The 24,477-nt window shown below is 47.0% G+C and carries 20 protein-coding genes; 14 read left to right on the forward strand and 6 right to left on the reverse strand.

Annotation, left to right across the window (positions count from 1 at the left end):
* Positions 1-170: 170 nt before the first annotated feature.
* Positions 171-1,118 (reverse strand): hypothetical protein, encoded by a 948-nt coding sequence (locus ACZ5ZZ_RS07085; protein WP_464141934.1) that lies wholly within the window; start codon positions 1,116-1,118, stop codon positions 171-173.
* A gap of 153 nt (positions 1,119-1,271) precedes the next feature.
* Between ACZ5ZZ_RS07085 and ACZ5ZZ_RS07090 the strand changes: the two genes are divergently transcribed.
* The 7 genes from ACZ5ZZ_RS07090 to ACZ5ZZ_RS07120 all read left to right on the forward strand — a co-directional run bounded on the left by ACZ5ZZ_RS07090 (position 1,272) and on the right by ACZ5ZZ_RS07120 (position 9,732).
* On the forward strand, positions 1,272-2,021 hold the full coding sequence (locus ACZ5ZZ_RS07090) for a hypothetical protein (RefSeq protein ID WP_464141937.1): 750 nt from the start codon (positions 1,272-1,274) through the stop codon (positions 2,019-2,021).
* A gap of 111 nt (positions 2,022-2,132) precedes the next feature.
* A complete protein-coding gene (locus tag ACZ5ZZ_RS07095) occupies positions 2,133-2,447 on the forward strand; it encodes a hypothetical protein (RefSeq protein WP_464120785.1) in 315 nt (104 codons plus the stop codon).
* Positions 2,448-2,453: 6 nt separating this feature from the next.
* On the forward strand, positions 2,454-3,488 hold the full coding sequence (locus ACZ5ZZ_RS07100) for an NAD-dependent epimerase/dehydratase family protein (protein WP_464141940.1): 1,035 nt from the start codon (positions 2,454-2,456) through the stop codon (positions 3,486-3,488).
* A gap of 2 nt (positions 3,489-3,490) precedes the next feature.
* Complete coding sequence (locus tag ACZ5ZZ_RS07105; protein WP_464141943.1) at positions 3,491-7,483, forward strand: DEAD/DEAH box helicase; 3,993 nt, start codon at positions 3,491-3,493, stop codon at positions 7,481-7,483.
* 227 nt (positions 7,484-7,710) lie between these two features.
* Positions 7,711-7,959 carry a type II toxin-antitoxin system Phd/YefM family antitoxin gene (locus ACZ5ZZ_RS07110; protein ID WP_464120789.1) on the forward strand — a complete coding sequence of 83 codons (249 nt, stop codon included), beginning with the start codon at positions 7,711-7,713 and terminating at the stop codon, positions 7,957-7,959.
* Positions 7,949-8,374: a type II toxin-antitoxin system VapC family toxin gene (locus ACZ5ZZ_RS07115; RefSeq protein WP_464141946.1), complete on the forward strand. Its 426-nt coding sequence runs from the start codon at positions 7,949-7,951 to the stop codon at positions 8,372-8,374. The genes ACZ5ZZ_RS07110 and ACZ5ZZ_RS07115 overlap by 11 nt, the downstream gene beginning before the upstream one ends.
* Before the next feature lie 113 nt (positions 8,375-8,487).
* Entirely contained in the window at positions 8,488-9,732 is a 1,245-nt protein-coding gene (locus ACZ5ZZ_RS07120) for a hypothetical protein (protein WP_464141949.1), read from the forward strand.
* A gap of 94 nt (positions 9,733-9,826) precedes the next feature.
* On the opposite strand, the gene hepT is transcribed toward ACZ5ZZ_RS07120, so the two are convergent.
* From hepT to ACZ5ZZ_RS07140, 4 genes are all read right to left on the reverse strand, one after another.
* Complete coding sequence (hepT, locus tag ACZ5ZZ_RS07125; RefSeq protein ID WP_464120792.1) at positions 9,827-10,234, reverse strand: type VII toxin-antitoxin system HepT family RNase toxin; 408 nt, start codon at positions 10,232-10,234, stop codon at positions 9,827-9,829.
* A complete protein-coding gene (gene mntA, locus ACZ5ZZ_RS07130; protein ID WP_464141952.1) occupies positions 10,231-10,635 on the reverse strand; it encodes a type VII toxin-antitoxin system MntA family adenylyltransferase antitoxin in 405 nt (134 codons plus the stop codon). Before mntA ends, hepT begins: the two co-directional genes overlap by 4 nt.
* Positions 10,636-10,714: 79 nt before the next feature.
* Positions 10,715-12,547 carry an LTA synthase family protein gene (locus ACZ5ZZ_RS07135; protein ID WP_464141955.1) on the reverse strand — a complete coding sequence of 611 codons (1,833 nt, stop codon included), beginning with the start codon at positions 12,545-12,547 and terminating at the stop codon, positions 10,715-10,717.
* A 153-nt stretch (positions 12,548-12,700) separates the two neighbouring features.
* Positions 12,701-14,545: a sulfatase-like hydrolase/transferase gene (locus ACZ5ZZ_RS07140; RefSeq protein ID WP_464141957.1), complete on the reverse strand. Its 1,845-nt coding sequence runs from the start codon at positions 14,543-14,545 to the stop codon at positions 12,701-12,703.
* A 549-nt stretch (positions 14,546-15,094) separates the two neighbouring features.
* Between ACZ5ZZ_RS07140 and ACZ5ZZ_RS07145 the strand changes: the two genes are divergently transcribed.
* Genes ACZ5ZZ_RS07145 through ACZ5ZZ_RS07175 form a run of 7 tightly spaced genes read left to right on the forward strand, consistent with a single transcriptional unit; the run spans position 15,095 to position 23,509 of the window.
* Positions 15,095-16,441, forward strand: coding sequence for an exopolysaccharide biosynthesis polyprenyl glycosylphosphotransferase (locus ACZ5ZZ_RS07145; protein WP_464134706.1), 1,347 nt, complete (start codon positions 15,095-15,097; stop codon positions 16,439-16,441).
* Positions 16,441-17,634, forward strand: coding sequence for an O-antigen ligase family protein (locus ACZ5ZZ_RS07150; RefSeq protein ID WP_464141959.1), 1,194 nt, complete (start codon positions 16,441-16,443; stop codon positions 17,632-17,634). Before ACZ5ZZ_RS07145 ends, ACZ5ZZ_RS07150 begins: the two co-directional genes overlap by 1 nt.
* 19 nt (positions 17,635-17,653) lie before the next feature.
* The gene (locus ACZ5ZZ_RS07155) at positions 17,654-19,000 is read left to right on the forward strand and encodes a UDP-glucose dehydrogenase family protein (protein ID WP_464141962.1); all 1,347 of its coding nucleotides are present in this window, start codon (positions 17,654-17,656) and stop codon (positions 18,998-19,000) included.
* 2 nt (positions 19,001-19,002) lie between these two features.
* The gene (locus ACZ5ZZ_RS07160; RefSeq protein ID WP_464141965.1) at positions 19,003-20,577 is read left to right on the forward strand and encodes a glycosyltransferase family 2 protein; all 1,575 of its coding nucleotides are present in this window, start codon (positions 19,003-19,005) and stop codon (positions 20,575-20,577) included.
* A 14-nt stretch (positions 20,578-20,591) separates the two neighbouring features.
* Positions 20,592-21,827 (forward strand): MATE family efflux transporter, encoded by a 1,236-nt coding sequence (locus ACZ5ZZ_RS07165; protein ID WP_464141967.1) that lies wholly within the window; start codon positions 20,592-20,594, stop codon positions 21,825-21,827.
* A complete protein-coding gene (locus tag ACZ5ZZ_RS07170) occupies positions 21,817-22,326 on the forward strand; it encodes an acyltransferase (protein WP_464141970.1) in 510 nt (169 codons plus the stop codon). Before ACZ5ZZ_RS07165 ends, ACZ5ZZ_RS07170 begins: the two co-directional genes overlap by 11 nt.
* Before the next feature lie 31 nt (positions 22,327-22,357).
* Positions 22,358-23,509, forward strand: coding sequence for a glycosyltransferase family 4 protein (locus ACZ5ZZ_RS07175; protein WP_464141973.1), 1,152 nt, complete (start codon positions 22,358-22,360; stop codon positions 23,507-23,509).
* Here ACZ5ZZ_RS07175 and ACZ5ZZ_RS07180 read toward each other — a convergent pair.
* Positions 23,466-24,419, reverse strand: a complete 954-nt coding sequence (locus tag ACZ5ZZ_RS07180; protein ID WP_464141976.1) for a glycosyltransferase family 2 protein — start codon at positions 24,417-24,419, stop codon at positions 23,466-23,468. The genes ACZ5ZZ_RS07175 and ACZ5ZZ_RS07180 overlap by 44 nt on opposite strands.
* Positions 24,420-24,477: the final 58 nt, after the last annotated feature.

Genomic DNA, 24,477 nt, shown 5'->3' on the forward strand with positions numbered 1-24,477 from the left:
GCTTCCTGCTATTCTTGTCGGGGGACCTCTTTCGCTCCGACGTGCAGGAAGCACGCCTCCGCTTCGGAGGAACCCCTCCGCCTTGCATCTGCACCTTTTTGAACGGTTTTCCTAAAAGGTGCCTGGTTGTTTTTTCTGACTACAGTGCGTCGTTGGCGCATCTGATCGCTTTAGAAGATGATGTATCTAAGGCTTAGTTTGGCGTAGTAGGCGTTGCCGATGTCGACCTTGTTCTTGGGGTTGATCTCGTAGTTTTCGGCTTGGAAGAATTGACGGTCGAACGAATGGCCCATCTCTAAATCTGCGAACATGGATTTTGATAGTGGGGATTTGATGCCCACGAAGAATTTCTTTTCATCATAGAACAATCTGTCGGCGCGGTTTTCGCGGCCATAGGGCAGATAGGTCACCTGAGAAAAATCCAAACCCGTATAAGCTTGTGCGTAGTCATTCAATTTATAGTACACAGAACCTTTGATAATCCATGGGACCAGGGTGAAGAAGTTGACGCCCCATTTGTCGGCGAACTGCCAGTTCAGAGAGGCAAATGGCGCCCCCAGAACCAGGCGGAATTCCTTGGAGGGGAAATAGAACCAGGCAAAGCCCGGAAGTGGGATGTTGTTCAGGATCGGACGGTTGTTAGAATAGTTCGCCAGCAGTAGCCAGCTGCTTTTGTCGTCGCTGGGGTAAGAGTACATTGCTGTCAGACCCAGAGTTGAAACGGTGGGGTCATAGAATGGTTTGTCGCTGGCAGAACCATAATTCATCATCACAGACCACATGCGTTTCTCGCTGAGCAGTTGGGTGTAGCTTGCCCCGAATTTGATATCGTAAAGCTCTGAATAACCATTCTGCGAAGGATCGACTTTAAGCTGATCGCCGGAAAAAGAAACACTGAAAGACTCGGAATCCGTCTTATAGACAGGCACCACCGAATTAAGTGACTGATAAGACATGTTGGCGCGTTCCTGGGGGAACTCGGCCTTATCATAAAAAGTGCCGCTGTAACTGAAGATCGTGCGCTGCTGCCCCGGCGGAGTCAGGCCCTGAGCCAATTCAAAGGCGTTGGCGAACAGGGGAGCGCTGAGAATCAAGACTGAAGCCAAAAACTTGTTCATAGAAAATTAGCATAGCGAGGTCTTTGTCAGTTCACAATGCGATTTCGTTGCGGGGGTCGAACTATCTGTCGAAAACTTACTTACATGATCTTAACTCGAGTTTTAAAAGAAGCTTGGATAGCGTGATTTCATCCCTTTTCAAGCAGGTGAATCATGTTAAGCCGAGGCAGAAAAATTCTCTTCGCTTTAGCGGCGGTGGGTGTTCTTGGGGCGATGGCCTTTAAAGAAATGACCCCAAAGCAACAAGGCTCTTGTCTGCAGATTTTTTTTGATCCAGAAGGGGAAGCTCAGGTGCAGTCCGGCCGCGCGTTCGCAGTCGCTCTGCAGCGTCTGTTGTCGCCCTATGAAGGGGTGCTAATCCACAAGGCTCCCATTGATCTGTACCGGCGGGGGATGATCGGGCTCTGTGATAAAAATATTTATATCGGAACTCATTTTGACCATCGCGTTCCCCGGGTATTCGTTGAAGACTTTATGAATGCCAGGGGGAGCGTTGCTTGGTTCGGTTACAATATCTGGCAAATGGGTCCACGTTTAGAGACAGACCTTGGATTGCGCTTCCTTCGCTCGGCAAGGCCCGATGCGCGTGGCTTTTTTGACGAGATCGTCTATGAAGGTGGGACCTTCAAAAAAAGTCGCGACAACCGCGTTTATGAACAAGTTGAACTTCTGCCAGCGGATGTTTCAAAGTTCGTAACGTTGGCAGAGTCCAGAAACTCCCGCACCCGCGAACTGGTGCCCTATATCGTGCGCTCGAAAAATCGTTTTTATATTGCCGATATTCCTGAAATAGAAAACTCTGGGGGCCACGTCAGTCTGATGCTCGCTGAAGTCATGGCGCATTTCATGGAAGAAGCGACTCACTCAAAGCCCAAACCCAAATTCATCGCCGCCACCGAATAACAGGCGCCTGTTGGTGGCCCTCCGTGCGGTGGTCCAGTTTTCTGGCTACACTGCGTCTGGGGCGTCCTTCTTGGGATTGCATTGGGTAGGGCGAGTCGTTAGGCTTTAGGGATGTCATCACTTCAAACTGAAAAATATCTGGTTCGCGATAGTATGTTTAGCCTAGTGGAGCTTTCACTTCTGGCTCGTCTTTACGAAGAGTTTTGCACTCCTTCGGCATCTTCAGGGGCCATTAATAAGGAATCCCTGGCGCAAACTCTGCTGAAAATGAAGGCTACTGAAGGTAAAGGTCAGTTGAAGGTCGCTATTTTCGATACAGATCCCATCGGCTTTTTCTGGAGCTACGAAGGAAAAGTGCTGGCGCACTGGGTTCACCCGGACCATCGCAATCAGGGCGTTGAGCAAAACCTTCTAGGCGGCGCCTAGTTTCTGATGACCACTACAAAAAGCTTTTGGAGCAATAAACGCGTTTTCGTCACCCAGCCAACAGGATTTTTAGGGACTTGGGTGGTGAAAGCCCTGCTTGCAAAGAACGCGCAGGTTTTTGGTTTTGGTGAGGCCCCGGCAACCGAAACGAATCTTTTTGATCTGGAAAATCTGGGACAGAAGATCTCCATGACTTTTGGGGATTTGCGCGATGAAGCCGTTCTGCGCGAGGCTCTGTCTTTTGCGCAGGCGGATGTTGTCATTCATTTAGGCGAATCCGGTCTTTTGCAGGAAGCGCAAGCCCGGGCCCTGGAAACCTTCAGTAAGGCGGCTCTGGGCGCGGCAACGCTGATGGAGCTAATGCGTGAAACAGCCTCGGTTCGTGCTGTCGTGGTTGTTAGTTCTGACAAGGTCTATGCACGCAAAACTTCTCCGGACGCTTACACGGAAGAAGACCGTGTTGCGGCATCTGCGATCCTGCCCACGGCAAAACTTTGTTCCGAATTAATTGCGATGTCTTATCGTCAGACTTTTTTTGCGCCGGAAAAATACAACAAACATAAAATCGCCATCGCCACAGCCCGTATGGGATCTGCCATAGGGGGCGGGGATTTCACTGAGCAGGCCCTGATTCCTCAGGCTGTAAAAGCGTTTGTCGCAGGCGAGGCCTTTACGCTAAGAAATCCTCAATCCCTGCGTCCGTGGATCGCCGTTCAGGATCAGGTCGAGGGTCTTTTGGCATTGGCGGAAGGTTTGATTGAAAAAGGTCCAAAGCTTGCGGCCAGCTATAATTTTGGTCCATCGGAAGTTCACGCCGTCGGCGAAGTGGCGCGCATTTTAGCAGAAGAATGGGGTGCGAAGGCACAACTTTCTTTGAATGAAGAGATAAAATCCACACCGTCCCGTCACGGTGAGCTAAATTCGCATCTGGCAAAGCAGGATCTAGGCTGGGAACCACAGCGAAACCTGCAAAACACTCTAAAAGAAACCATTCAGTGGTATAAAGAATTTTATTCTTCTGCGACTTCTGCTAAGTTGTAGGGATGGCCTTTTTCGGATTAACACTGCAAAAAATTTCTCATTTAGTCAGCCCCAAGGATCTTGCGACCCTTGAACAGATGCCTGTTGCCGAAAAGGCTTTCAAGATTCTGAAGTCCTTTGCCCTGGACAGTCATCGCATACAAAAAGCCGATGACGGAGGTCTGGAGATCCACTTTGTCTTTGCTGAAGAAAGTTCGCTTAAAAAGTCCTATGTCAGCGTCACCGAAGATGGAGAGGGTGGAGAGCTGACGTTCCACTGTGCCCAGTGCGCACAAAGCCGCAAGGATGCCGACGATATCTGTCAGCACGAATGGGCCGCTTTGATTCTGATCTGGTGGGCCTTGTCTGTGGATCGCGGATTCCTGCGTAATCATAGTTTTCAAGTCAGCAACTTCTGTGAAGACTTCTGGGATCTGACAGAGACGAAAAAAGCCGAACGCGGAGAAGGCGATGCCAAAGGTCTCCCGTCGGATTTGAAACTGGAATCCTTGTCGCTGGTGACAGAGCCTCTTTCTCTGGACGAAGCGCTTCCGTTAGAGGACTTCCTGCCGGAAGTATCGATGCCTTATGAGTTGGCGCACGTAGCTGACAGTGAGGATGGTTCAACCGGAGCTGTGTGGGGGCTGCCGCAGGCCTTCCGAGGCAATCCACAAAAAGAAACCGTGTACTGGGCTGACAGTAAGAATCAGCACCAGCTTGCCGGGATTCTTCGTTATAATTTTAGCGACGGAGTGGCTGTCAGCAGCAAAGATATCCTGCGCCACGCCTATCGGGCGATTGTGCCCAGAGACCTGCTGCCAGCCCCTGCGCGCAAAGAAAGTTTTGAAGTTTTGTGGCCTCTGCTTCCCAGTGATCCACACCGCTTCTTTAGTCGTGATTTGCTGGATATTGAAGCGGTCATGCAAGAGCTTTTAAATCGCATCATCCGTCGCGTGAACAAAGGGGATTTAAAGTTCTTCGTGCAGGATCTGAAAGACCTGGGGAAGGCTTTGCAGATAAGAAACATTTCTGTTGAAGCTGAACACGCCTTTCAGTGGCAGGTCGAATTCAGCGGGGAAGAAGAAGTTCGCACCTCGGCTGTTTTGCGCGCCAAGAAGCCTCAAGAGCGTTATGCGTTCTTTGATAACTTTGCCATCGATTTTGGGCTGGGCCATCTGGTGGCCTTCGGCTGGAAAAAAGAATTCGAAGCGGTCGAGCAGTTCTATTCACGCAAGCTGGGTACGGAAAAGCCATTGCATTTTTCGCACTTGAATGTGGAGGGAAAAAGCGAGACGGCGTCTTTCATGAAGTTCCTGCGCAGTCGTGCCCTTCCAGTGAAAGTTGAAGGTGGCAGTCACGATGTGGGTGCCAATGGCAGCGTTTTAAATTTGCACCATCAAGATGATGCCGGTTTTACCATTGAAAAAGTATTCCATCTTTCTGAAGCTCAAAGTGTTTCTCAGAATGGCTTTAGCACGCCTGTTGTTATGATTCTGCGCACGCTGCAGGAGGGGCTTGGGTTTCTTCTGCAAAGTGAAGTCAAGACCCTGGCCTCAACCAGCTTCAAAAAACGTGAATGGGACCTGAAGCTTTTAAAGCATCTGGGGGCCTTGCAGTATCTGACTCTTGAAACCTTAAGCCTTCATTTCGACAAGCAACTTACGGATGGCACGACCTGCAGTCCGCAGAATCTGTTGAAAGTGGTATCTTCAAAAATCCACTCGCTGATTGTGACCGGGGACGGTGTTAGTTTAAACAAAACCCAACCTCTGGATGAGTTGTGTTCCAAAAGCACTCTGAGTGTGTTTGAGGACTACGTTGCAAAGATCCTAAAACTGTTGGCTGAACGGGAAGCCGTCTACAGTCCCAAAGGGGAATACCTTTTCTCTGGCTCTGTTGAACGTGAGTTCCGCGTTGTTTATGAGATACTAAAATACATGGCGCTTTCCACGCAAGGATCTGCGTTTAAGCGGGCGCGCACCGGGATTTTAACTAAAATCTGGGACGGGAAGCTTGAAGAAGATCCGATGCTGGAAAAAGGACATTTCTTTATGCCAAGCTGGGGGAAGGAAGATGTCACTCCCACACAGTCGCTGGGACTTCTGCAGCCTTTGATGGATCATGGGATTCGTCTGTATGTGCGCGGTCAGCGTTTGGAAGAACTGGCCAAAGACGAATTTGTCGTGGATTTCCAGATCGTCAGCAAGCTTGATGAAGGCATGTTGAATTGGTTTGAGCTCAATCCGCGCTTCTTCCTGCAAGGGCAGGAGATCGATTCGAAACAACTCAAAAGCCTGGGCGGCGGCGGCGTTATTGAATATAACGGCCGATTCTATCTGGTTCCTCGGACTGAGATCCCGTCTTTGCGTCGCTTGGAAGGATTCTGGAACAAGCTGCAAAAAGGCAAACGGGAATCCGGCAAAAAGCCGTGGACTGACAAGTACTATCAATTGCCCAAGCATCAGGCTTTGGAGCTTTTGGCTTTGCGCGCATCAGGTTATAAATTCCGTGGCGATGAAGAATGGAAAAAGATTTGTAACTTCTATGATCACCTGGGATCACGCACAGACCTGGTGAAGGTGCCTGACACGGTCAAAGCGGATCTGAAGACCTATCAACACGAAGGCTTCCAGTGGCTTTTGGATTTGTACACCCTTCGCATGGGGGCTTTGCTTGCCGACGACATGGGTCTGGGGAAGACCTTGCAAGCGCTTTGTTTCTTGGAATATCTAAGAACGCAGAGTCAACTGGGACAGGTCTTGATCGTTGTGCCGTCAAGCCTGGTCTATAACTGGGAAAGTGAAGTGGCGAAATTCACACCAGGGCTGCCGTTTGAAATCTTCACCAGCAAAGACCATGACCGCATTGGAAAACGCCTGGAAGCCAAAGAGCCCTTGGTCGTTGTGACGACCTATGGTCTGTTGATGGAAAACGGCGAGTTCCTAAGTCAGTACAATTGGAATGTTCTGATCTTCGATGAAGCTCAGAATCTTAAAAATATCTCTGCCAAGCGCACCAGCTCTGCGCGTATGCTCAATGCACGCTTTAAGCTGTGTTTGACGGGGACTCCGCTGGAAAACCACTATGGCGAGTTCTATTCTTTGCTGGATCTGGTGGTCCCGGGAAGTCTTGGGAAGTACGATGACTTCCGCCGTCAGTTTGTGAACACCGATGTGGTTCTGTTAGAGGACGTGGAGGATCTAAAACTTAAAACCAAACCACTGATCCTTCGTCGATCCAAGAAAGAAATTCTGAATCAGCTTCCTGAAAAACAGGAAACCAAAGTCAGCATTGCCTTTGAAGAAAAACAGAAAAAAATCTATCGCGACATTGCGATCGCGTACAACGAGCGCATTCAATCCTCGATCAAAGAGGTGGGCGAAAATCAGTCTCAGCTTCAGATGCTCACAGCCTTGTTGCGCCTTCGTCAGGCGTGTTCTGATCCAGGGGCTTTGCCGGAAGTGAAGTACGATAAAACTCCGCCAAAATTAGAGGCCCTTATGGATTCCCTGCAGGAGATTATCGAGTCCGGCGAAAGTGCGCTGGTCTTCACTCAGTTCCTGCAAACGCTTGAAAGAACTGAAAAGCTTTTGCGGGCGGTGGGCATTCCGGTGTTTGTCTTGCACGGGGCTATTCCGACCAAGCAACGGCAGAAGATTTTAAAGGATTTTAACGAAACTCCGGGTGGGGCCGTTCTCGTGATGACACTGAAAACAGGCGGTGTGGGTCTGAATTTGACCAAAGCCAGCTATGTCTTCCACTTAGAGCCTTGGTGGAATCCGTCAGTGGAAAATCAAGCCACAGACCGGGCGCACCGTCTGGGGCAGCGCAAGGCCGTGCAGGTGTTCAGATACATCATGCACGAATCACTGGAAGAAAAAATGGAGCTTCTAAAGGAACGCAAAAACCGCAAGTTCCAAAGCTTGTTCTCGGAAGCCGAAGCCACCACGGACTTTGCCGGTGCGGGAGGAGCCCTCAGTAAAGAGGACTTCGACTTCCTACTCGGCCTCAAATAAAAGGTGCCTGCTGGGGCACCCTCCGCAGGGGGGCCACCCCAGTTTTGCATAAGGTACCTGCTCACTTTCGCAGAAACATGCGTTGCCAGAAGGTACGGCGTACCTTCTGGCGCTCTGGTTAATGGTGAATTCTAAATATATGATATCACGAAGCAATTAAGAATTTCCTGATGCTTTTCAATTAAATATGACCATGCTATAATGACCATAGTTATTTGGAGGCTATTTTGACTCAAAAATATCCCGCAGGAAAATTTAAAGCAGAATGCCTTATGCTGATGGACCGTGTGAAGAAGTACGGTCAGGCAGTGACTATTACCAAACATGGTAAACCAGTTGCGAAGCTCGTTCCTGCTGATGCCGACGCGGATGTTTCTGAGCTGGATAGTCCCTTTGGCATTTTAGCAGGCACCGGAGAGATCAAAGGCGATATCGTGGGTTCTCTGAATGAAAAATGGGATGCGGATGAAAAATAGTTCTATCCTGTTAGATACGCATGCTTGGATTTGGGTGTGCCTAGGGCATGAAAAAATGGCTAAATCTGCCTCGAGAAAAGCGATTGAGAAGGCGTTTCGTGAGCATCAGTTGGCAGTCTCTGCCATTTCTCTTTGGGAAGTGGCGATGCTTGAGGCTAAAGGGCGTTTGGCGTTGACGCAACCTTGTCAGGATTGGCTTGAGCAAGCTGTTGCAAAGATGCAAATTGAGGTTGTGCCGCTTTCCGTTGATATAGCAGTCGAATCAAGTCGGCTTCCCGGAGGTTTTCACGGCGACCCGGCAGATCGCTTCATAGTCGCAACAGCTCGTAAAAACCGATACACCTTGGTCACTCAAGATAGCCTTATTTTGTCTTATGGAAAGCAGGGACTGGTAAATACCATGGCCTGCTTCTAAATCTAAGCATTCGTGAAGTTTCTACCTGTATAAAATCCTGACAGTTTATGGTTTTCAGGTCTTCCGTTATAACTATGCGGTCTAATCTCTTTTTTGGTTATAAAGGACGCTTTATGAGATTTTATACATCCTTAGTTCTTTGTAGTTTTCTAGTGCTGTCAGCCTGTGCGTTTAAGAAGGACGACGGGGAGAAATCAAAAGGGATTGCTGAAGCCCCGCCAACGGTTGACGTTGTCGAACAAATTAAGTCAGAACAAGCTAAGAACGCATCTAACGGACAACTTACGGAAGAGAATGTTCAGGTGTCTTTCAGTGAAGGGCAAATGGGATTCTATAAGATGACCATTTCCTGGCCGGTGGATATTGCGAAAATGTTTGTGGTGGTAAATGACACGAAAGAAATTGTTATTGGATCCAACACCATCACTCTGGATGTTCAGCACGGAAAAGAAAATTCAATTGAGCTGACGTCATTTGATACCCTGGGGTCGCCAGTCTCCGTTTATAAGAGCCTTCGAAAATCTCCATTGGATGTAATTATTTCGACTCCTCGATATATGAATGAGGATGGTATTATCGAAGCCAATAGGCTCTACATTCAGCCTGAAGGATATATCGTAACCAGAGGATACCATCTAAATATCTCTGTCAATAAGCTCTATGTGAGAGACTCAGCTCATAAGCAAGATAATTTATTTGTTGCCTATTCGCACATCCGTACACAAGAGGTGCAAAAAATTGGAAATGAACCATTCGAATTCCGAAACTCAACGATAACCATTGCTGCGAAAAAAGCTGTCGGTACCCTTAGTGTTTCTATGGTCGGTTTCCACGGACGCCAAGGGATTCATGGAGTGGATCTCGAACTGGTCACGGGGATCTCTCGTCAAAGAAATTCCAAGCTTGATGGTGCCAATGGTTCAGATGAAGTAACCAGACGTATCCCAAAGACACCCGATAGTCCTCCACAACTTATCTGTGTGCGTGCCGCAGGCAATGGGCAAGACGGTGCGCAGGGTGCTCCCGGTGCCAATGGTGCAAATGGTGAAAATGGCGGCGATACCGGCAACCTTCTTGTGACCATCGATGACTTCAGCGAATTCTCACTAGAGGTGGGAACACAAGTGGGTAAGGGTGGTAAAGGCGGTTTGGGAGCTCCAGGTCACGAAGGCGGTAATGGGGGCGCTCCAGGAAAAACATTCGGAGTCTGTGCTCAAGTTCCAAGTGCCGGTAAAAAAGGAGCTAAAGGTGCTGACGGAGCGAATGGGTCTGACGGTTTGAACGGTAAAGTCGGTACCATTTCTTCGAATGTTACGAAGCAAAAGATCTTTGATCTAAATGTAGTTCAAAACCCATAAAGTTGGATATTGTTGTTCCTTATATCTCATGTCGGGAGCATGCCCAACTTTAGCAAACGGAGTAGTAACTAAGAACAACGGCCGAACTCTAGTTTTAAGGTTGCAGTATTTCCTTTGCGAAATTTCTGAAGGTATCCAAGTGGTCGTTGGCAACTTTGGCGACGATATCCCAATCGATTTTTGAGTATTCGTGTACCAAAAGGTTGCGAAGACCGACGGACTTTACTAAGGCCTGTGCAACCTCCGTCGAGATCTTTTTCTCCTCCGCGAGAAGTACGAAGGATTCAGCCATCGTAGTAGGTGTACGTCCGCCACTTTCGGCCAGAAGGTGCGAGGCTAAATCCACACAAACCTGTACAGCTCTTTCAAGGTTGATAGAAATAATATCCTGAAGATCAAAATCTTTACGAAGGTCATCCGCGGCAAAAGGCTTTTTGCTTTCGATTCGTTCGATACAATTTCTCAGGGATTCAATTTTTTGATGGAGGACTTCTATGGTCATGATTTTAGAAACCTCTCTCTTTTTGCTTTTAAGATGCGCTGATAGTAGGGCTGGAAATCGGCTTGGTCAAAAAGCATTCTTTTCATAATTTGAGCAAAAACGACCGTTTCCTTGTGCACCCATTTTGCTGTATGCAGGGACTCTTTCAAGATCACTCCATTGGCCGTATTCAGATCCAACAGATCAACTTCTTTCCTTAATAGAAGAGTCAGTTCGTTGATGTACTCGATCTTCTTTTCGGCGTTTATTGGGCGATCTTCGGCAAGGCAGATGTCAACATCGCTATCAGGACGAGGATGGCCTTTGGCGTAGGAGCCAAAATAGCCGAGAACAGACACGTTCGGGTGCTTTTTTAGAAAGGTCTGTAATGCTGTTTCAAGATCAGCGATTTGCATAGGCATACCAAATTATACGAAAGCCCCCTCCGAAAAGGTACCTGCTTACTTTCGCAGAAGCACTGCGTCGCAAGGGAGCGTGCCGCTACCGGAATAGCTCTTCCTGCGACTCCTTGATATAGCTGAGGCCCTCTTCATACATCCTTTCGCCTTCAGGCGGACAGGGATGAGGATGGGCAAAGCTCATGTCGTTCTTCCAGTTAAAACATTTCTTTTCACCCGGGATGCGGATGTTGAAAACAACACTCCAGTCGCCATCAAACCATGCGGATTGCCCCAGATGGAAGATGCTTGCGCCAGAACTGAAGTCTTTCGGGCGCAGTAAAGAGCGTCCGATAAATTCCGGTGCCTTGGTGCCGGTCAGATCTGCCAAGGTCGCAGCGATGTCAGGTTGTGAATAGGCTCCTGGCAAAAGTTTGTGTTCGATCGGGCTTTTTTTGTTTTTGTCGATTGAATGATACTTGATCAAAAACGGGATGGCGTAGTGTTCAAAAATACTGGCTCCGCCATAGGTGGTGTGGTCTGCGACCAGCACCAACACCCAGTCTTTTTTCCATTTTCTTTTTTTAAGCTTTTCATAAAAGCCCTGCAATTCATGATCGGCCCAATAGTGCGGGGTCTTATAGCGATTGCGATCGGCCTTGGCAGGCAAGCGGTCATCATGGGTGGAGTTTGTGTTCACACCAATCAGCATGGGTTCTGGCAATTCATTCATCTTGCTGTCGACGAAGTTGTAAAGACTTTCATCGAAAACACCCCAGGCGTTTTGTTCCAACGATTCAACGTTGGGGATTTCCCGTTTTCCGTAAGAAGACTGGAAGCCGCTTTTTAAAACCAGCAAAGCCGTCCCACTGGTGAATTGATCCGATCCTTGGAAGAAGGCCGAGCTATAACCTTTTTCCGTCAGCAAGCGAGGCAGGCAGGTGAAGTCCTTGCTTTCGATTTCTGAAAACATAATGCTTTTTCCCAAAGGATTGGGAAGGCTGCACAAAGAGGCAAAAAGCCCTTCGGTGGTGCGATGGCCACCAGCCAGGAACAGTTCCGTGCTTAAAGATTCTTTGCGAAGTTTGTTGAAGAAGGGAAGGACTTCGATGCCGTCTGCGTCGATCTTGCCAACGTCTGTGCCCCACCAGCTTTCAAGGAAGACGATGATGACATTGCCATCAAATTTCCCGATCGGCTCTGTAATGCCCCGCTTGGTGCGCCAGTTTTTATATATTTCCGCAGTGTTAAGATGGTCGGACGAATGAATGAATTCCTTGCTGCTTTTTTTGCCTCCCAGCGCCGCCCAGACAATGCCATAGGCTCCGTTCAGAGCAACCACGGCGCCCTGGGGGCCGCCGCCCGCGCGATAGGCCCAGGACACATCTTGTGGAATGCCTTCAAATCCACGGAACCCCACCACTGCGATCACCGCCACCATCAGCATGGCAAAAAGGCGACCCGCGATACCACTTTGTGGTTTGTAGGTTGGGGCCAGCCACAGATTCAAGAACGAAGTTGAAAGCAAGGACACCAGGACGGCCAGCCAATAACGGCCGAAAAGATTCAGCATCGAGCCTTCAACGGTGAACAGGGAATAGACCTCGTAAGACAGATGGCGGCCGGTTTCGCGGGCATAAAGACTGTCTGTCACGATAAAGACGATATAGATCCAAAGGAACAGGAAGTTCCAGCGTTTCGTGGCTTTGGGTGAAAGCTTAAACAGCAGAATCAACCAATACAGTAAAAGATAAATGACCGAACCAATAGCCAAGTCAAAATGCCAGCCATACAAAAAGGCGCCGAAGGTTTCCGAGATTTTAGAAAGCTCCGTGAACTGCCAGATATTCAGGTAAAAGGCCACAAAGGCACGCAAAAGCATGCCCAACAAAGTAATGCGGAAAAGAAAACCGAAAGATGACAAAAGAAAGCGCATATATCGGTCCTACCACAAAAGCCGGAAAGGTACCTGCTTACTTTTTCGAGGCTATGCGTTATGAAATCTTACGGACAAAATTCAGCCACGACCCAAGCTGTTCAGGGCTGCCGATAAGAAGGGCTAGCCTGTTCTCGGACAAAAGCCCCTAGGCTATTCAGCCGAAGTCATTTCTGGCGGATCCCCGGCAAGAGTGTTTGTATAAAATGAGAGAATATTCTGTGCCAGAGGATGGGTCGCAGCAGCGTTCTTCAGATATTGTTTGAATTTTTCAGGGTCGATGTCTTTTGGATTCAGAGGATTCTTCTGCTCTGGATCACCCCAAGTGTCATAAATCAATTTCAGTCCGCTGGCCGGGTTGTAGATTCCATAATAGTTTTCATCAACCAAGAGTATTTCCCGGCTGTAGCATCGATATTGTGGATAGCAATGGCTGGAATAAATCACGCGATCCGTCCATTGCGTCAGCAAGCTTCGGCCCGAATAATCGGACAAATCATCGTAAAGCTTTTGACCTGTCAAATACTGGTGCAAATGCAAAAGGGTCGGGGTTAGATCCATCACGCTGATGACCTTTTGAGTGTTCGCTTGAAGGTTTTCCAAGACCTCTGGTGGAATTCGAGCCTCGATCTTTTCGGGGAGGTAAAGAATGAATGGAACTTTAACGATTTCTTGGTGATATCCTTCACCATGGAACCACACACCGTGTTCGTTCATGCCTTCAGCGTGATCCGAAGTCATCACGACAATGGTGTTTTCCAGATCAATCTGTTTTAGAACGTCGCTGTAAAGTTTGAAAGAATGTTGGGTGCCGTTAAGATAGCAGTTTCTAAAGGGCTCTACACCTGACGCGCGAGTCAAATCACAGGGGGCATAGTGCTCGTGGTTAGAGGGAACCTTGTAAGGATAGTGACTGCCTTCAGAATGCCAGACCCCGACCCAGGGGCCTTTTTGGGACTTAATCTTTTCCAGAACTCTTTGGGCTGCCAGTACTTCAATCTGTTCTTGCGGGGTTTTGTTGGTCGCCGAATCCAATGGTAAGGACCACAGCTCTTTCTGTCCGACGGAATTGAGCATCAGATTTAGTTTGGACCAGCTAAGATTGGCCGCAGACAAAAAGAATGTGTCAGCTCCTTTAGAGAAGTAATCCCACAGCAGCAGGCTCTTTTTGATTTTTCTAAGGTCTTGATCCGAGCCCATGCCGTAAAATATCCCCGGCAGTGATGTGTCCGTGAAATTTGCCGGAGCAATCGGGAAGCGGAAGTTATAGGACTTTTTTAAAAGCCATGAAAGCTCAGAAGTCGTGTCCTTTGGAAAGCCGTTAATCCCCAGATGATCCCAGCGTTGAGAGTCGTTGACGATCAGCAGAATGTTATAATCCATTTTTGCGGATTCCAGCTGATGAAGTTTTTCTCTGGCATCCTCGTCCTGTTGCATATTTCCAAGTTCGGACTGCACAAAGTAGGCGCCAAACCATGAAATGTAAGAAGACGTACTTAAGTTGATCTTTTCTTTCAGGTTGAAGAAGGCGATATTGAAGGCGTACAAAACACTGATTGCCGCTGTCAAAGTTCCCAGACAGAAGGTCTTCTTCAGTTTTGAGTGTTCAGACCTTAAGACAAAATGAACAGACGAAGCCAGCAGAATCAAAATGACTGGATAAAAAGGTCGAATACCAAGTTGGCTTTTGTCGTGTTCCCAGCACCATTTGACCTGTAAAACGACCATAACGACTAAGAAAAGCCACGTGTACCACTTGCTAAAGTAAAAATAAGGGCCACGAGGCGCACCCAATTTAGAATCATCTTTAAGCGCCCACGAATTCATCCCGCCGATGATAAAGGCGACAAGTAAAAACTGAAGAGAGCGAATCAAGGTGATTTCGTTCTGGGCGACACTTAAAACAAAGCCAGGTTCGCGAATAATAACCGAAAGGACCTGCAGCTCTAAACCCGTTTTGTAGGTCTTAAAATACTGCAGTTGCAGCAGTGGGATCAAGTAAGGGACGGTTAGGAAAATCCGGGCAACTCCTCCCCATCGATAATGGCTAAACCCATAAATGAGAGAGTTCAGCAGGAAAAAAACCAGAAATGAAACGGGAAGTGAGATCAGAATCTGGGTAACCCCAAGGTGTTTACCTTCGGAAACGAAACAGGAAAGGGCGAACCAGAAAAGGCTATAAGTTGCGGCCAGAAGTGAAGATCGAAACAAGAATGAACTGCGCAAGCGAGAACTCCCAAAAGTCTAATAATTTCGTAATGTAAACTGTGTAATAATCGTGGAGTCAGTGGGCAAAACAAATAAACTCAAGTTTTGTAAATTGGACGCAGTGTTTCAATAAAGTTCTGTTTATTTTTGTAAGCGCGTTAGCTGTGGCTGTGAATATTCTGTTAAGGTTGCCGGAACCATGAAGGGGCCCCCAAGAGGCCATAACCGATTGAGGTTGTAGATAGCGCAAAGCGCCGTGAAAGCTTCCCTCATGACGACCACTAGACTAAATGCTAGGGTTTTCATTTAAAGTTAACTTATTGAGAAGCTTAATCTTTTATGAAGTCGTTCGGTCCTTTTTTGGATAGCAAGTACAAGTGGAGTCTTTTGGCCATTGATGTCCTGTTCTTTGCGGTGATCGCAATTGTCATCAGTCATCTTCGTTTGGGGGCCAATGTTGAAGATATTTTATTCCAACCACAACTGCTGTTCTTAGGACTCGTAACAGTTTTAACTTTGTACATTTTCGGTGGTTACGATTTAGATCAGGGGCTTTCAAAGTTTGCGGTGGTCTTCCGTCAGTTCGCTGCCATGCTGACTTCTGCTGTGATCATCGTTCTTGTGAACTACTTGTTCTCGATTGATCGAGCGGGTTTGTTTGGTCGTGGCGTCTTGTTGGGAACAATCCTTGGATTCTTTGTGGGATCGATGTTCTATCGAACGATGGTTCTGGGGATGTTGGATTCCGTTCGCAGTAAATTCAGTTGGCTGGTTCTAATCGATGAAAAAGATAAAGTCTTTTTTGAAGGCGACCGTCACAGACTGGGATTTCAAGGAAATATTGAATTCTTTAATCCCATCACGGCCTCTGTTGCAGATTTGGATGCAAAGCTTAATAAGCTGTGGTCCGGTGTGGTTGTGGGTGTGCGCTCTTCCCAAGTGGGTGTGGATGTTTTGCAGCTATTGATGAAAGCAAAATTTTCCGGTCACGGAGTGATGGACTTGGGACGCTTTTATGAAAAGCACTGGCTGAAGGTACCTGTTTATTTCCTGGATCCGGAATGGTTTATTTCTTCTGAAGGTTTCGAGTCAATCAGTCACCCGGTGGCGCTTCGGGTAAAGCGCATCTTTGATATTATTCTTTCCATTGTGATCTTTGTTCCTGCACTGCCGTTCATGCTTTTAACAGCTCTTCTTGTGAAGCTTGAAAGCCCAGGGCCGATTATTTACAAACAAATCCGCACGGGCAAAGACGGGCAGTTGTTTTCTATCTATAAATTCAGATCCATGCGCTCGGATGCCGAAAAAGACGGGGCAAAGTGGGCGCAGAAGAATGATGCCCGTGTCACCCGCGTAGGTAAGTTCATCCGTTTGACCCGCCTTGATGAACTGCCCCAACTTTGGAATGTCCTTAAAGGGGACATGAGCTTTGTGGGACCCCGTCCAGAGCGTCCCGAGTTCAATGAAATGCTGGCAAAAGAAATTCCGTTCTATAATTTGCGTCACATGATGCAGCCGGGGCTTACTGGATGGGCGCAGGTGCTATATCCTTATGGGGCCAGCGTCGATGACTCGCGCGAGAAGCTGCAGTACGAGCTTTATTATGCCAAGCACTACAATCTGTTGATGGACTTGGTGATCTTCCTAAAAACAATTCGTGTGGTTCTGTTCGGGCGGGGGCGCTAGTGATTTATCTGTTGTTGTTATCCTTGATTGGAACTCTGACAACCCAGTCCGGTATGGACATCTTTGTGACATTGACGGTTCTGACCTTGTTGGTTCAAGCGATTCGCAAAAAGGGTCCAGAAGGATGGAAGCTATTCAGTAAAATGAATCTGGAAGCTTTTTGGATTTTTTGGGTAGGCGTGATTGCTTTGGGATTTGTTCTGAATGGTCACTTTGACGGACCTCTTTGGAAGCGCTTGGGGGAAATGCGTTGGATTTTAATTTTGTATCTGATGGTTTCGGCTTATCAGTATGTGAAGTTAGACCTTGAAAAGATTTTAAAGGTCGTCCTTGGCGTTGGTGTTTTCGTTTCTATTTTGTCGTTGGTGGTTTCTGCCGTGAAGGGGGAAGATCGCGTTGGTGGGATCTTGAACAACCCAATGACCACGGCCCACTCCTACAGTCTCGTCTTTTTGGTTCTTTCAGGGGTTTTCCTATATCGCTGGCAGCAGCTTTGGGCCAACAATCGTAAGGAATTCTATGCGTGGTTCTTGTCATTGGCTGTGATGGGTATCACCTTGGTCTTGACCATGACTCGTGGGGTTTGGATAGCGCTGTTTGCGGGTGTGTTGGTTATAGCGATTGCCTTGAGCTGGCGTTTGGCATTAGCGGTCTTGGGGATGGCCATCGTCTTTGTCGGTGGGCTTTTCATGTTCTGGCCGAAGTTCCATGATCGCATCATGTTTGCCTTCAATTATCAGAATAACTATGACAGCGAGCGCATAATTCTTTGGAAGACCAATTGGATGATTTTCAAAGATCACCCTTGGTTTGGCGCGGGTTATGGCCAGAATTATGACCTGCTTGGCAAATACTATGCAATGCAAGGTCTGCCGGAAGATCAGTTTACAGGGCATGCGCACAATCAGTTCCTGCATATGCTGGCGGGGACGGGGATTGTTGGGTTGCTGTGCTACACATTCGTGTACTTCTATTTTGTGGTACAGTCCTGGAAAATTTATAAGAATAAGAGCGCAAGTTCCGCCCAGCAAGCACTAGCATTAGGGGCCTTTGGGGCTTTGGTCGGTTTTGCTTTCGGAGGTTTGACAGAATCAAACTTCGAGCATGCCAAGGTACGTATGGTTGTTGTGTTTATTTGGGCACTATTGATCTTTGTTAAATTCAGTATTGGTAAAAAAGAAGCACACTCATAGTGCGTAAGCGAGATTAGATATGAAAATCACAGTTTTTGGATCCGGATATGTTGGATTGGTAACCGGTGCATGTTTGGCGGACGTTGGACACAGCGTAACCTGTGTGGACGTTGACAGTGCAAAGATTGAGAACTTGAAAAATGGAATCATCCCGATTTACGAGCCGGGCTTAGAACCCATGGTGAAAAGGAATTACGCTGAAAAGCGACTTCATTTTACGACCGATGCAAAAGTCGGAGTTGAGTTTGGTGAAATCGTATTTATCGCAGTTGGGACTCCTCCAAATGAAGATGGTTCAGCTGATTTAAAGTATGTTCTAAACGTGGCCAAGACTATTGGGGCCTACATGAACGGCTACAAAGTGGTGGTGGATAAGTCCACCGTACCGGTAGGGACTGCTGAAAAAGTGAAGGCAGCTATTGCTTTGGAGCTAAAGCAGCGCGGGGTGAGTTTTGAATTTGATGTCTGCTCCAATCCAGAGTTTCTGAAGGAAGGTGCCGCCATTGAGGACTTCACAAAGGCGGCGCGAATTGTTGTGGGAACGGACTCTGACAAGGTTCAGGTTAAGATGCGTGAATGTTATGGTCCTTATAACCGTAATCACGACAAAATGATGTTCATGGATATTCGAGCTGCTGAACTGACCAAGTATGCCGCAAATGCGATGCTTGCGACAAAGATCAGTTTCATGAATGAAATGGCCAATCTGGCAGAGTCCTTGGGTGTGGACATTGAGCAGGTTCGGTTAGGTATAGGATCCGACCCGCGCATTGGGTATCACTTTATTTATCCAGGATGTGGATATGGCGGCTCTTGTTTTCCTAAGGATGTTCAGGCGCTGGTTCGTACAGCCAGTGAGTATTCTCAACCGATGCCGGTTCTGAATGCCGTCGAAGCCGTGAATAAGCGTCAGAAAAATGTTTTGTTTGAGAAAGTAAAGCGAGCCCTAGGTAGTGACCTTATGGGTAAGACCATCGCGGTGTGGGGACTTGCATTTAAGCCAAACACAGATGATATGCGTGAAGCCCCAAGTCGTAATTTGATAGAATCCCTCTGGGCAGCAGGCGCAAAAGTTCAAGCTTATGATCCTGAGGCGATGCCAGAAACTGCAAAGATTTATGGAAAGAGAGAGGATTTGCATTTGGTGACTAGCCGTGAAGAGGCTGTGACTGGGGCTGATGCACTGGTAATTTGTACTGAATGGAAGCAGTTCAGATCCATTGATGCTGAATGGCTGAAATCTGAGTTGAAACAACCGATTTTGATCGATGGGCGAAATATCTTTAATCCCAAAGAAATGAAGCAAGCTGGTATCAAATACTACGCGATTGGCCGTGGTGAATCACTTGTCGGGAGTGAGGCATAATCATGGTTCTTGCTTCGTCAATGGTTTCAATTATCACGCCGGTTTATAATGTTGAGCGTTTCCTTGCGGAGACCATTGAAAGTGTTTTGAATCAGAGTTTTCAAAGCTGGGAGTTGTTGCTTATTGTTGACGCCAAGTCAAAGGACGGAAGTAGGCAGATTGCGCAGAAGTATGCTGCTTTGGATGACCGTATTCGTTTTATTGAGGGGCCAGAAACAGGTGGTGTCGCCGTCAATAGAAACTTGGGCTTGAGTCGTGCCAAAGGGAAATACGTCGCTTTTCTTGATTCTGATGATGTTTGGGAGACCGATAAGCTTAAGCACCAGGTTACGTACATGGACAGCGCCGAAGTGGGGATGTCCTATACGAGCTTTTCCGTCATCGATGAAGATGGTGAGCGTGCTGGCCCTAATCGAATAGCCAAATACAAAGTCGGGGGCGGGGACCTTCTGAAGAATAACTGCATCGGTTGTTTGACTGTGATGATTCGCCGGGATCTATTGGCTGGGCTGAAGTTTGAATCTTCTTATCATGAGGATCTTCTTTTCTGGATTCGCTTTCTGTCTGATGGACGCCAGGCGCACCCGATCAGAGAAAATCTGGCTCGCTATAGAATTGTAAAAGGAGCGCGCTCTCATAATAAGATTCTTTGTGCCGTCTGGCGATGGCAGTTACATAGGAAATTGGGTCTAGGACCGATTAGTGCCCTCTATTACCAATGCCTTTATGCCTTCTTTGCAGTTCTAAAAAGATCCGAGCTTTTGGGAGTTGATGCAAATCAGCTGAGTGACAGTCCGAATAGGGAACTGATTTCCACATATGAAAACAAACTTGTTTCCGTGATTATGCCAGCCTTTAATAGTGGCAAAACAATTCGTGAGTCCGTGGATTCTGTGATCGCACAAACTTATACGGATTGGGAACTGATTGTTGTGGATGATGGTTCTAGTGATACGACTGAGGAGATCATTCGAAGTTATCAAGATTCGCGTATCTCGTATGTGAAGAATGAAAAAAATTTGGGTGCAGCAGAGTCGCGCAACAGAGGTCTTAGTCTATCCAAGGGTAGATTTATTGCTTTCCTTGATGCTGATGACAAGTGGACAAAAGATAAATTGAAGGTCCAGCTTGAGTTCATGAAAGAAATGGGTACTCCTTTTTCTTATACTGCGTATGATGTCATCGATGAGAATAGTGTGAAGAAGGGGCAGTTCTTTCCTCCTGCCAGGGTTTCATACTGGGGGCTCTTGAAAAGTAATTCCATTGGGTGTCTAACAGCGATTTATGATCGTGAGTATTTTGGGACAGTCTATTTCCCTAAAATCCGTAAGCGCCAGGACTTTGCCTTGTGGCTCGTATTGCTTAAACGCTGTGATTTTGCTGTTGGAGTGCCGCGAGTATTGGCGGAATATCGGGTGGGTGCAAAGTCTCTCTCGTCGAACAAGCTTAAGGTTTTTAAATCGCAGTGGCAGGTTTATCGGGAGTTCGAGGGATTCTCGGTCGTGCGTAGTGCCTGGTTCTTCGCCAACTACATACTTTATGGTACTTTTAAAAGAATTCTGAAGTATCGGGCATAGGACTTGCTGAAGCTATGAGAAAAAATATTATAGTTAATACCTTATGGGGCAATCTAAATCTTGCAGTCAGATATGGCTCCTCATTTGTGGCCACTTTTTTATTGGCCTCTGTTTACACTCCAGAGCAGTTTGGTCTTTATCAACTGGTTCTTACCACTATAACCATGGTGGGGGTTTTTAACTTTTTTCACCCCGCTCATCTTAGTAATCACCTGATTAAAAATCCAGAAGACGAAAGCAGAATTTGTGGCCTTTGGGCCTTGCAGAGTCTTGTTATCTGGATTGGGGTTACGATCTTTCTGGCGGTGGCTTACCTTAGGGATAGGCAGGACGAATTTCTTTATCTGATGCTACTTTCTTCGGGGCGTCTGTTTTTTAAAGTTACAGAATGTGTCGGGATGGCGGCAAGCGTTCGGCTGCGTAATGATCTGGCGCAACTTTCAGAGATGTTTGGAGTGGGGGTCTTTAATCTTGTTCGCGTGATTCTGGCCTTATTAAAGGCTCCTGTGACGATTTTGACTTTGGCAACGCCAAGTCAGGGTTTGTTTTTATCCGCCTACCATTTGATTATTCGTAGAAAACTAGGAATCGTTTTTTCAACTTCAGGGCTCTCACTCGGGTTCGCCAAGGATATTTTCAGGTCTGGCATGTTGATGACTATCGTTGGTTTCTTAGCCGGTTTTCAGGCTCGAATATTCTCTGTCTTACTTAGTTTTCGAATGCCGCCAGCAGATTACGGAAATTTTCAGTTAGTTATTAAACTGATTGAGCCTTTAACTGCGGTCGCTGTAATAATATTCGGTGTGAACTATACTGTTCTCGCACATACCCTGAACCGGGATGTAAGAACTTTTTATAAACGCTTCCTCAAAGTCGGAGTGGTCTGTCTTGGTGTGGCGGCCCTGTTCTGTATAACAGTCGTTGTTGTGCCACCTGATTTCTTTGTGGCGATTTTTGGGTCGAAGTATCGTGATGCTGCAGAATTGGTTTGGATGGGATCTTGGATGGTATTAACGGGAACATTCCTAATGGTTGTTCAGCAGTATGACACTTTACGATCGCGTTATGGAAGGTTGATTGTCGTAAATTTGGCGATTGTTTTGCTCTATGGAATTGCTGTTTTATACTATACCGACGGGATTTCAATTCGTGAGGCCATGGTTTTAAGTGCGGTGATTCCATTTGTGGTTGCGGTTTTGGCGCTTTGTGGGGTCCTGATTGATATGAAAAGAGATAGAAATGAAACATAAGTTATTACTGTTGTATGCATTTTGGATTCGCTTTTTCTTATTGTGGGTTCCTGACACTCCCAAATTGATGGCAGTAAGAGGCTTCCTTTATGGTCTGGCTATGAAAAAATGTGGCAAAGATTTCCAAGTTGCCAGCTCGGCAGTGCTTAGAGGACTTGAAAATATCTCCTGTGGGGATCATGTCTATATCGGTCCCAATGCATCAGTGATGTCTAGGGTCAGTGTTGTGATTGAAGATGAAGTGTTGGTAGCTATGAATGTAGTTATTACCGATGGCAATCACGGATACAGCAATGGCAGTTACCGGTATGCCAGGGCTAAGAACGAACCGATCCTGATTAAGAAAGGAGCATGGTTGGCGGCGAACTGCGTGGTCACCAGTGGCTCGATTGTTGGCAAAGGGACGATGGTTGGGCCCTGCGGAGTGGTACGGGGGACGCTTGTCGACGATGCTGTCTATTTGAATCCACCATTGGCGCTGGCGAAGCAGAGAATCTAGTATGCGTATTGGGATGTACTGTAACTGGGGTGTGAAGCGTGTGGATGGCGGTTTTTATGTTCCGGCAATTCACGAAAAGTATCTCAGAGCATTCAGAGAGAAGGCTAACGGTTCTTTGGTGCTTCTTTCGAAGTTGGATACGTCTGCGGTTAAAGAGTCTGATGTGTTCATAGCCGATAGTGATGTTGAAATTCTTCCTTTGCCTCCGTTTAAAAGTTATTTGCACTCGATTAAATGTCTGCCTCAGATCGCAGCGGGCTTGTTTCACTTTGCTAGAAAGTGTCAGTACTATTATATTCGTACGTTTGAACCATTTTCCTGGCTTCTCCCATTCTTTAAAAGATCTGGAGCTGTTTTAAATTATCATTTCGTTGCCAATCCGTTTGAGGCTATTTGGGGAAACTCTAAGTCTACATTGCCGGTCAAGGTTTTAAGAAGTGTTGTCTTTTACCCTGAGTTTTTTCTGACTTGTGTGGCGGCCGCGGTTTCCAGATCGTCCTGTAATGGGCCTTCGGTTTTACCACGAGTACCGTTCTTCCTGCGTCGTCGCATGAACGTTGTTATCGAGAGTACCTTGCAGGAGTCAGACTATTTCGAGCGTCAGTTTGTAGGGGAGTGTGAGAAAATCAAAATTCTGTCGGTGGGATACCTGAGGTATGCCAAGGGAACCGGCGACCTCATTAATGCCTTAGCTCTTTTTAAAGAGTGGGTTCCCAATGCAAAATTCATTCTTTCTATTGTGGGCGACGGAGAGGATCGCCTTAATTTGGAAGAGATGGTCAATAGTCTCGGCTTGCAGTCGGAAGTTGTCTTTTATGGACATCAAAGTGGAAGGACATTGTCTGAAAGGTACGAGGAAAATGATGTGTTTGTCATGCCTTCGCACGCAGAGACAGGTCCGCGTGTTCTGCTTGAAGCGATGGCTCGCGGAATGTTCTGTATTAGTACAGATGTTGGGTATGTGCGCACGGTGCTTTCATATAATGAAAACCTGCAAGGAATAATTGTTGAAAAAAACAGTCCTTTGGAAATTTGCAAAGCTCTGAATTGGTATCTCGGGCATCGCTCTGAGGCCAGAAGCATGTCTATGAACGCATTCGAGGCCTCAAAAAGATATAGCATGAAAGGATTTGTGAACCTTATCTTTCCTGGACAGAGCTTTGTGAGCACTTCTCAGCGATAAGGTATTTAGGTCTTCCTTTAACCTCATCATAGATTCTTGCCACATACTCACCCATAATTCCCAAGCCCAGCATTGTAACTGTTCCGATAATTAGCTGAAGTAAAATAACAGTCGTGAATCCTGGTAAAGATTGGTGCGATAGATAGATGTAAAGACACCAGGCACCTAGAACAACAGAAAAAAGAGCCATGATAATTCCAAGCAGTGTCACTATCTGTAAGGGAGCGGAGCTGTAAGAAGTAAGGGCTCTTATTCCCAGTCCCAAAAGTTTAAATATGGACCAATGGCTTCGGCCAGCATTTCTATTTGGCGGAGTAAAATATATTTGGGCCCTACGGTAACCGATCCAGGTGGTCATTCCTCTGAAGAAATGGGCGCTTTCGGAAAGGCTGAGATAGGCTTCTTTGGCCTTTGGGCTCAAAATTCTTAGGTCTGTAGAGTTGTGAATATCAACGCCAGATAGTTTTTTAAAAGTCACATAAAATACGTTTGCAGCGATCCGGTTCAAGGTGGATTCTTTTTGGCGCTGCTCTTTTACGGCGTCAATTACATCGTACTGATGTTTTGTGGCCAGCTCGTACATTTCCAGTGCAATTTTAGGCGGGTGCTGGAGATCGCAGTCCATGGTAATGGTGTAAACACCTTGTGCATTTCTGATTCCCGCTGCGATGGCGGATTCTTTACCGAAGTTTCTGGAGAATTTGATGCCTGTGACGCCTTTTTGGGACGACGACAGATTCTGAATTTCCGTCCAAGAATGATCGGATGAGCCGTCGTCTACGAATATTATTTCATGGCTAATGCCCGCGGCACTAAGCAGAGTGCCCATTACTTTGGCAAGTGCGCTGATGTTGGTGGCTTCGTTGTGAGTAGGAACTACAATAGAAAGATCAAGGGACACACCATTCATCGAAATTGTTTCCTTAGGCAGTCAATAATATACATTCTTTAAAAACGAAGATAGCTTT

This window comes from Bdellovibrio sp. HM001 (assembly GCF_055397275.1).

Coding starts and splice junctions, on each gene's coding strand:
- ACZ5ZZ_RS07085 (WP_464141934.1), bottom strand. CDS start 1,118: ATGAACAAGTTTTTGGCTTCAGTCTTGATTCTCAGCGCTCCCCTGTTC.
- ACZ5ZZ_RS07090 (WP_464141937.1), top strand. CDS start 1,272: ATGTTAAGCCGAGGCAGAAAAATTCTCTTCGCTTTAGCGGCGGTGGGT.
- ACZ5ZZ_RS07095 (WP_464120785.1), top strand. CDS start 2,133: ATGTCATCACTTCAAACTGAAAAATATCTGGTTCGCGATAGTATGTTT.
- ACZ5ZZ_RS07100 (WP_464141940.1), top strand. CDS start 2,454: ATGACCACTACAAAAAGCTTTTGGAGCAATAAACGCGTTTTCGTCACC.
- ACZ5ZZ_RS07105 (WP_464141943.1), top strand. CDS start 3,491: ATGGCCTTTTTCGGATTAACACTGCAAAAAATTTCTCATTTAGTCAGC.
- ACZ5ZZ_RS07115 (WP_464141946.1), top strand. CDS start 7,949: ATGAAAAATAGTTCTATCCTGTTAGATACGCATGCTTGGATTTGGGTG.
- ACZ5ZZ_RS07120 (WP_464141949.1), top strand. CDS start 8,488: ATGAGATTTTATACATCCTTAGTTCTTTGTAGTTTTCTAGTGCTGTCA.
- hepT (WP_464120792.1), bottom strand. CDS start 10,234: ATGACCATAGAAGTCCTCCATCAAAAAATTGAATCCCTGAGAAATTGT.
- mntA (WP_464141952.1), bottom strand. CDS start 10,635: ATGCCTATGCAAATCGCTGATCTTGAAACAGCATTACAGACCTTTCTA.
- ACZ5ZZ_RS07135 (WP_464141955.1), bottom strand. CDS start 12,547: ATGCGCTTTCTTTTGTCATCTTTCGGTTTTCTTTTCCGCATTACTTTG.
- ACZ5ZZ_RS07145 (WP_464134706.1), top strand. CDS start 15,095: ATGAAGTCGTTCGGTCCTTTTTTGGATAGCAAGTACAAGTGGAGTCTT.
- ACZ5ZZ_RS07155 (WP_464141962.1), top strand. CDS start 17,654: ATGAAAATCACAGTTTTTGGATCCGGATATGTTGGATTGGTAACCGGT.
- ACZ5ZZ_RS07160 (WP_464141965.1), top strand. CDS start 19,003: ATGGTTCTTGCTTCGTCAATGGTTTCAATTATCACGCCGGTTTATAAT.
- ACZ5ZZ_RS07165 (WP_464141967.1), top strand. CDS start 20,592: ATGAGAAAAAATATTATAGTTAATACCTTATGGGGCAATCTAAATCTT.
- ACZ5ZZ_RS07170 (WP_464141970.1), top strand. CDS start 21,817: ATGAAACATAAGTTATTACTGTTGTATGCATTTTGGATTCGCTTTTTC.
- ACZ5ZZ_RS07180 (WP_464141976.1), bottom strand. CDS start 24,419: ATGAATGGTGTGTCCCTTGATCTTTCTATTGTAGTTCCTACTCACAAC.